Source organism: Segeticoccus rhizosphaerae, from assembly GCF_009192725.1.
GTDB lineage: Bacteria > Actinomycetota > Actinomycetes > Actinomycetales > Dermatophilaceae > Segeticoccus > Segeticoccus rhizosphaerae.
The window spans coordinates 21,289-29,140 of record NZ_VOHR01000017.1 but is presented as its reverse complement, the minus strand read 5'-3'; the positions used below and the strand labels follow the sequence as shown (position 1 = coordinate 29,140).

General features: G+C 70.2%; 6 protein-coding genes. 4 read left to right on the top strand and 2 right to left on the bottom strand.

All coding sequences use genetic code 11. The annotated features are described in order from the left end of the window. The 4 genes from FRW57_RS22940 to FRW57_RS03000 form a co-directional block, all read left to right on the top strand. The coding region (locus FRW57_RS22940; RefSeq protein WP_162529240.1) for a hypothetical protein at positions 1 to 812 on the top strand (812 nt) is incomplete at its 5' end. Between the two features lie 33 nt (positions 813 to 845). Further along, complete coding sequence (locus FRW57_RS03010; RefSeq protein WP_152185253.1) at positions 846 to 1,835, top strand: co-chaperone YbbN; 990 nt, start codon at positions 846 to 848, stop codon at positions 1,833 to 1,835. Between the two features lie 72 nt (positions 1,836 to 1,907). Beyond that, positions 1,908 to 2,654, top strand: coding sequence for an esterase family protein (locus tag FRW57_RS03005; RefSeq protein ID WP_137122859.1), 747 nt, complete (start codon positions 1,908 to 1,910; stop codon positions 2,652 to 2,654). 8 nt (positions 2,655 to 2,662) lie between these two features. Continuing rightward, a complete protein-coding gene (locus FRW57_RS03000) occupies positions 2,663 to 3,916 on the top strand; it encodes an ATP-grasp domain-containing protein (protein WP_137122860.1) in 1,254 nt (417 codons plus the stop codon). A 13-nt stretch (positions 3,917 to 3,929) separates the two neighbouring features. On the opposite strand, the gene pgm is transcribed toward FRW57_RS03000, so the two are convergent. Then, complete coding sequence (pgm, locus tag FRW57_RS02995; RefSeq protein WP_137122861.1) at positions 3,930 to 5,576, bottom strand: phosphoglucomutase (alpha-D-glucose-1,6-bisphosphate-dependent); 1,647 nt, start codon at positions 5,574 to 5,576, stop codon at positions 3,930 to 3,932. Between the two features lie 49 nt (positions 5,577 to 5,625). Beyond that, a complete protein-coding gene (gene glgB, locus FRW57_RS24865) occupies positions 5,626 to 7,851 on the bottom strand; it encodes a 1,4-alpha-glucan branching protein GlgB (protein WP_338016661.1) in 2,226 nt (741 codons plus the stop codon). Position 7,852: the final 1 nt, after the last annotated feature.

Here is a 7,852-nt window from a genome sequence, read left to right as displayed (position 1 = left end):
CACGCCGGTCCGCCTGGACGGGCGCGGGGTTGCGCGCGGCCACGGGGGACGCGCGCGTCGCGAAGGTTCGCAGAGGTTCTCCCGACAACCCGGTCTTCGCCCCGGTGCGCCCCAACGTGCTGGCGATCAGCCGCGGAGCCGGCCACCCGGCATACCTGGTCGTCCAGACCGAGCCGCCTGACCGGGAGACGCCGGTGCTGCACCTGATGCGTGCCGACCGGGCAAGCGCCCCGTTCCGCATCCAGGAGTCGGCGCTCATGCTGCCGGGCACCTCGATCGCGACGTTCGACCCCCGGGAGAACGGTTCGGTCGTGGCGACCGGCCGTCACCCCGGCAAGGCCGCGCGGTCGGCACTTCGGCAGCTGGCCGTCAAGCCGGAGGCCCTGCTCTCCGACTACTCCCGCTACCTGAGCTATCCGCGCAAGAAGGTCGACCACCGCCCGTTCGCCGCCGACCACTTCGCCGCGTCCGTGCGGGCCGGGGCGGCGCAGCAGGCCGACGCCGTGCGGACGCAGGCCGACTTCGGCCAGTCACACCGCGTCCTGCCTGGTTCCGTCGTCACCGTGCAGCAGCAGGGCGGTGGTGCGCTCGTCTTCGCCGCACTGGAACGGCACGACAACTTCCACATCAAGCCGGGCCAGACGGTCAAGCCCACCAAGGCCTTCCAGGTGTTCGCCCCCGACCAGCAGAAGATCGAGATCTCGGCACGGGTGACCACGATCGAGTTCCTGGTGTTCGAGGTGCCGGAAGGGACCGGCCGGGCCACCCTGGTCGGGGCCTCGGAACATCTCGTGGGCGGCAAGGGCCACTGACGTCCTCGCGCGTGGATCAGGGACAATGACGACATGACTTCGCAGCCGTTCAATGCCGCGGCCCTCCGGGGCGCCGTCGACCTGTCCGCCCTCGCCCAGCCCCCCGCGGGCCAAGGCGCGCCGGGAGGCGGGGCGACAGGTGCTGGCGGCTCGACCGACGGCCTCGTCGTCGACATCGACGCCCAGGGCTTCGGCACCCTCGTCAACGCCTCCTCCCGGTACCCGGTCGTCATCACCCTCTGGGCCGCCTCGCAACCGGCGTCCCGCGGCCCCGTGGACCAGCTGGCCAAGGCGGTTCGCGCCCAGGCCGGGCGGGTCCAGCTCGGCGTCGTCGACATCGACCAGGCGCCCGAGATCGCCCAGGCCTTCCAGCAGCTCGGCCAGAGCGCCCAGCTGCCGGCGGGCACCCCGATGACCACCGTGGCGTTCCTGCAGGGGCAGCCGATGCCGCTGCCCCCCATCCCGTCCGACGAGGCGGCCACGCAGCTGCTCGAGGAGGTCGTCAAGATCGCGGTCAGCAACGGGGTGGCCGGCCGCGTGCCCGGGGACCACGACGCCGACGCCGACGAGGGACCGGCCGATGGGTCCGACGGCGACGTCGAGGCGGAGCTGCCGCCGCTGCACCAGGAGGCCTACGACGCGATCGAGCGCGGTGACCTGCAGGCGGCCGCGGACGCCTTCACCCGCGCCGTCGAGGCGGACCCCACCGACGCCGACGCCAAGCTCGGGCTGGGTCAGGTCACGCTGATGCAGCGCACCGCCGGCGTCGACCTGGCCGCCGCGCGGGCCAAGGCTGCCGACGCACCCACCGACGTGGCGGCCCAGACCATGGTGGCCGACCTCGACGTGCTCGGCGGACACGTCGAGGACGCCTTCGTGCGGCTGATCGACCTGGTGCGGGCGACCATCGACGAGGAGCGCAACGCCGCCCGCGAGCACCTGCTGGGGCTCTTCGAGGTCGTGGGGAGCACCGACGAGCGGGTCAGGAAGGCCCGCTCGGCCCTCACCAACGCCCTCTTCTGAGGATCGCCGACCGTCCCGGCCGAGGTCGCGCCGGTGTGGCGCCGCACGTCGCTCGTGCGCAAGGATGACCGCATGGACGGGCAACGGGTCGACCTGGAGGTGCCGGGGACCGATCACCGGCTCGGCGTGCTCCGCTACGGGCACTATGGGCGCCCCGTCCTGGTCTTTCCCAGTGAGGCGGGTCGTGCCGAGGACTTCGCGAGCAACGGCATGGTGGAAGCCGTGTCCGGGCTGGTCCAGGACGGCCGGGTGAGCTTCTTCTGCGTGGACTCCATCGACGCCTGGTCCTGGTCGGACCGGTCCGTGTCGATCGAGGAGCGCGCGCGCCGACACCGGACCTACCAGGGCTGGCTGGACCGGGCGGTCCTTCCGTGGATCGAGGAGCAGACCGGCGGCCGCCACGAGATGATCGCCCTCGGGGTCTCGATGGGCGCCTACCACGCGGTGCACTTCGCCTTCCAACGCGCCGACGTGGCTCCGCTGGTCATCGGGCTGTCCGGCAACTACGACGTCGGCAGCTGGCACGCCTGGGGCGAGCGTGGTGACGAGACCTACTTCGCCAACCCCACCGACTACGTCGGCGGTCTGCACGGTGACCAGCTCGACTGGCTGCGCGCCCGGCTGTCGGTCCTGCTGGTCGTCGGGCAGGGGGCCTTCGAGACGCACCCGACCGGGGCGCTGCCGTCCACCCGCAGCTTTGCGGCCCTGCTGGCGGAGAAGCAGATCACCCACCAGCTGGACGTCTGGGGAGAGGACGTGGCGCACGACTGGCCGTGGTGGCAACGTCAACTCGCCCACCACCTGCCCCGATTCTGTTAGGAATGAGCATGGCCTCCTCGCGCACGCACCAGATCGGTCTCCTCCTCGGCGCCGAGGAGGACTGGCCAAGGGCGTTCGAGGCCCTCGTGCGGCGGCTGGGGGTGATCAGCGACTCCTCGGGGGCCCGGCACTCGTTCACCACCGAACGGCTGACCATCGAGCCGTTCAACCTCCGCGACAAGCCCCACGACGACCTGGTCATCGACCGCCTCGCGCACTGGTACTACCACCCGCGCGAATGGCTGAAGAAGGTCGCGTTGATGGACGACGTCTACCTGCTCAACAGCCCCTTCACCTTCCAGTCGATGGAGAAGCACTCGGCCTACTGCGCGCTCATGCGCCTCGGGATGAACGTGCCCGACACCGTGCTCGTCCCCTACAAGAACCCGGTCGACAACGTCCGCTGGGCCTACACGTCGTCCAAGTACAACCAGCCGTTCGACCTGGACGCGATCGCGAACGGCATCGGCTACCCGATGTTCATGAAGCCGTTCGACGGAGGTGCGTGGCGCGGGGTCTCCATGATCAAGAACCAGGCCGATCTGCACCGCGCGTATGACGATTCGGGCGAGATGCTCATGCACCTGCAGGCCGCAGTCGACGGCTACGAGGTGTTCGCCCGGGCCCTGACCATCGGTCCTGAGAGCATGATCATGAAGTTCCGCCCGGACCTGCCCATGCACGACCGGTATGCCGTCGCCTACGACTTCCTCACGCCGCAGGTCGGTGCCGAGGCGGTCACCATCGCGCAGACCGTCAACGCCTTCTTCCGGTGGGAGTTCAACTCCTGCGAGATGCTCGTCAAGGACGGGGTGGTCTACCCGATCGACTACGCCAATGCCTGCCCGGACGTGGCCGTCACCTCGTTGCACTACTACTTTCCCTGGGCGATGAAGGCGCTGCTGAAGTGGAGCACCTTCTGCCTCGCCACCGGTCGCAAGGCCAGGACGCAGGTCGACCCCGACCCGTGGTTCGCGGTCGCCGACCAGGAGGCGCTGGGCTACCGCGACAAGCTCGCGGGCTACCAGAAGCTGGCCGACCAGCACTTCGACAAGGCGCGCTACGAGGAGTTCTGCGCCCAGGCGTTCCCGCACCTCGACGAGATGGTCCTGGAGTGGGTGCAGTCACCGGAGTTCGACACCCTGCTGGTGGACACCGTGCGGTCCACCTACCCGCCGCACGAACTCGACCGGTTCCTCGGCCACTTCCGTGGGTTGGTCGGCCTGTGGGTCAAGGACGAGAGCGCGCGGCTGGCGGCCTGAGCGGGAGGACGCGTCAGGAGGTGAGGGCGGCCTCGACCACCTCGCGGGCCTCGGCCTGCACCTGCTCGAGGTGCTCGGGCCCGCGGAAGGACTCCGCGTAGATCTTGTAGACGTCCTCCGTGCCCGACGGGCGGGCGGCAAACCAGGCGCTCTCCGTGGTGACCTTGAGCCCGCCGATCTTCGCGTCGTTGCCCGGTGCCTTGGTGAGCTTGCCGGTGATCGGTTCCCCCGCCAGGGAGTCCGCGGTCACGTCATCGGGGGAGAGCGCCGCCAGCTTTGCCTTCTGGTCGCGGGAGGCTGGCGCGTCGACCCGTGCGTAGGCCGGGTCACCGAACTTCTCGACCAGCCCGGCGTAGTGCTGGCTGGGTGACTCGCCCGTCACGGCCTGGATCTCGGAGGCGAGCAGCGCGAGGATGATGCCGTCCTTGTCGGTGGTCCACACGCTGCCGTCGCGGCGCAGGAACGAGGCGCCGGCGGACTCCTCGCCACCGAACGCGATCGAGCCGTCGAGCAGCCCCGGCACGAACCACTTGAAGCCGACCGGCACCTCGGTCAGGGTTCGACCCAGGTCGGCGACGACCCGGTCGATCATCGAGGACGACACGAGCGTCTTGCCGACTGCCGCGTCGGGCGCCCAGCCCGGGCGAGCACCGCCGTAGAGGTAGCGGATCGCCACGGCCAGGTAGTGGTTGGGGTTCATCAGGCCGGCGTCGGGGGTGACGATGCCGTGGCGGTCGGAGTCGGCGTCGTTGCCGGTCGAGATGTCGAAGTCGTCCTTGCGCTCGATCAGCGAGGCCATGGCCGACGGCGACGAGCAGTCCATCCGGATCTTGCCGTCCCAGTCGAGGGTCATGAAGCGCCACGTGGGGTCGACGAGGGGATTGACCACGGTGAGGTCGAGTCCGTGCCGCTCCGCGATCTCGCCCCAGTAGGCGACGCTCGCGCCACCGAGGGGGTCGGCGCCGATGCGGACACCGGCCGACCGGATCTGCTCGAGGTCGACCACGTTCGGCAGGTCGTCGACATAGGTCCCCATGAAGTCGTATGCCGTGGCGGCAGCCCGCGCGCGGGCGAAGGGGATGCGCTGCACCCCTTCCAGCCCGGCCTCGATGAGCGCGTTGGCCCGGTCGGCGATGGTGCGGGTCGCGTCGGTGTCCGCCGGACCACCGCTGGGCGGGTTGTACTTGAAGCCGCCGTCTCGTGGCGGGTTGTGCGACGGGGTCACGACGATGCCGTCCGCAAGCCCTGAGCTCCCGCCACCCTTGCCGCGGTTGGCCCGCAGGATCGCGTGCGACACCGCGGGAGTCGGTGTGTAGCCGTCCCGGTCGTCGACCAGCACCGTGACGTCGTTGGCGGCGAGGACCTCCAGCGCCGACGCCCACGCCGGCTCGCTGAGGCCGTGGGTGTCGCGTCCGACGAACAGCGGTCCGTCATAGCCCTTCTCACGCCGGTAGTCGCAGATGGCCTGGGTGGTCGCGAGGATGTGCGTCTCGTTGAACGCGGTGTCCAGGCTGCTGCCGCGGTGCCCCGAGGTCCCGAACGCCACGCGTTGCTCCACCTGGCCCGGGTCGGGCACCTGCGTGTAGTAGGCAGTGACCAGGTGCGCGACGTCGACCAGGTCTGCGGGCTGGGCCGGCGTGCCGGCGCGGGAGTCGTTCATCGCGGTTCCTCCATCAGGGTGCGGGCTGGCGGGCTGGCTCAGGCCGTGGTCAGTCGAGTTCGGCCTCCTCGGCGGCCGGCTCGAGCCAGAGGCCGCCGAGGGGCGGGAGCGTGACGACGGCGGAGAACGGCTGGTCGTGCCAGGGCGTCTCCTCCGCCATGACCGAGCCGAGGTTGCCGACCCCGGATCCCCCGTAGGCCTCGGCGTCGGTGTTGACCACTTCGTTCCAGCGGCCGCCGCGCGGCAGGCCGACGCGCATCTCTCCACGAGGCTGACCACTGAAGTTCATCAGGCAGGCCACGACGGGGCGCTCCCCTAACTCGTCCGGTCGACCGAATCGTAGGTAGGACAAGGTGTTTCCGCGGTGGTCATCGGCGTCCAGCCAGCGGAAGCCGGCCGGGTCCGCGTCGAGCTCCCACAGTGCCGGTCGCGATCTGTAGACCGCGTTGAGGTCGCGCACGAGCGAGTGCACACCCGAGTGCGCGGGCTGCTGGAGCAACCACCAGTCGAGGCTGCGCGACTCGGCCCACTCCGACTCCTGGCCGAACTCGCAGCCCATGAAGAGCAGCTGCTTGCCGGGCTGGGTCCACATGTAGGCGAGGTAGGCCCGCAGGTTGGCTAGCTGCTGCCACCGGTCTCCCGGCATCTTGCGCAGCAGCGAACCCTTGCCGTGGACGACCTCGTCATGGCTGATCGGGAGGACGTAGTTCTCGCTCCAAGCGTACATCAGCGGGAACGTGAGCATGGTGTGGTGGTACTGCCGGTTGATCGGTTTCTCGGCCATGTAGTCGAGCGAGTCGTGCATCCAGCCCATGTTCCACTTCAGCCCGAAGCCCAGCCCGCCTCGGTCCGTCGGAGCAGTGACACCGGCCCAGGAGGTCGACTCCTCCGCGATGGTGACGATGCCCGGGGTGCGCTTGTACGCCGTGGCATTCGTCTCCTGCAGCAGCGCCACCGCCTCGAGGTGCTCGCGGCCGCCCCGGACGTTGGGCACCCACTCGCCGGGCTTGCGTGAGTAGTCGAGGTAGATCATCGAGGCGACGGCGTCCACCCGCAGACCGTCGACGTGGAACTCCTCCAGCCAGTAGAGCGCGTTGGCCACGAGGAAGTTGCGCACCTGCGGCTGCCCGAAGTTGAAGATGTGGGTGCCCCAGTCGGGCTGGTCGCCGCGGCGCGGGTCCGGGTGCTCGTAGAGGGCCTGCCCGTCGAAGCGGGCCAGCGCGAACGCGTCGCGCGGGAAGTGCGCGGGCACCCAGTCGAGGATGACGCCGATCCCGGCCCGGTGCATGGTGTCCACGAAGTAGCGGAAGTCGTCGGGCGTGCCGTAGCGCGCCGTGGGGGAGTAGTAGCCGGTGACCTGGTAGCCCCAGGAGGGCCCGTAGGGGTGCTCCATCACCGGCAGCAGCTCGACGTGCGTGAAGCCCAGGTCCTTGACGTAGGCGCTCAAATGGTCGGCGATCTCGCGGTAGGACTCACCCTGCCGCCACGAACCGAGATGCACCTCGTAGACGCTCATCGGCCCGGTGTGCGCGTCCTCCCGGCGACGCTGCTCCAGCCAGGGGTCGTCCTGCCACGCGTATGACGAGCTGGTCACCACCGAGGCCGTCGCAGGCGGTGCCTCCGAGGCGCGTGCCAGTGGGTCTGCCTTCGCGTGCCACACCCCGCGGGCGCTGAGGATCTCGTACTTGTAGCGCTGCCCCTCCTGGACGCCGGGGACGAACAGCTCCCACACCCCGGTCGGTCCCAGTGAGCGCATCGGGTGGGTCAGCCCGTTCCACTGGTTGAACTCGCCGATGACGCGCACCGCCCGGGCGTGGGGTGCCCACACGGCGAAGGAGGTGCCGCGCACCTCGCCCAGCGGCCCGTCATACCGGTGGACGTGGGCACCGAGCACGGTCCACAGCTGTTCGTGCCGGCCCTCACCGATCAGGTGCAGGTCGACGTCGCCGAGGGTGGGTAGGAAGCGGTAGGGGTCGTCCTGGTGGTGCTCGTAGCCGTCGCCGTAGGCCACGAGCAACCGGTAGTCGGGCACCTCGTCCAGGGCAACGGCGCCCGCCCAGATGCCCTCGAACTCGTGGGCGAGCGGGACGCGCGTCCCGTCGGGGAGCACCGCGGTCACGCTCTGGGCCAGAGGCCGCAGCGCCCTGATGGTGACCGCGCCGTCGCGCCCGTGCGCGCCGAGGACCGAGTGCGGGTCGCGGTGCTGACCGCTGATCACGGCGGCAAGCTCGTGGCGGTCGACGGCCAGGGCAGTGGGGGGCGGTGTCTCGGACACG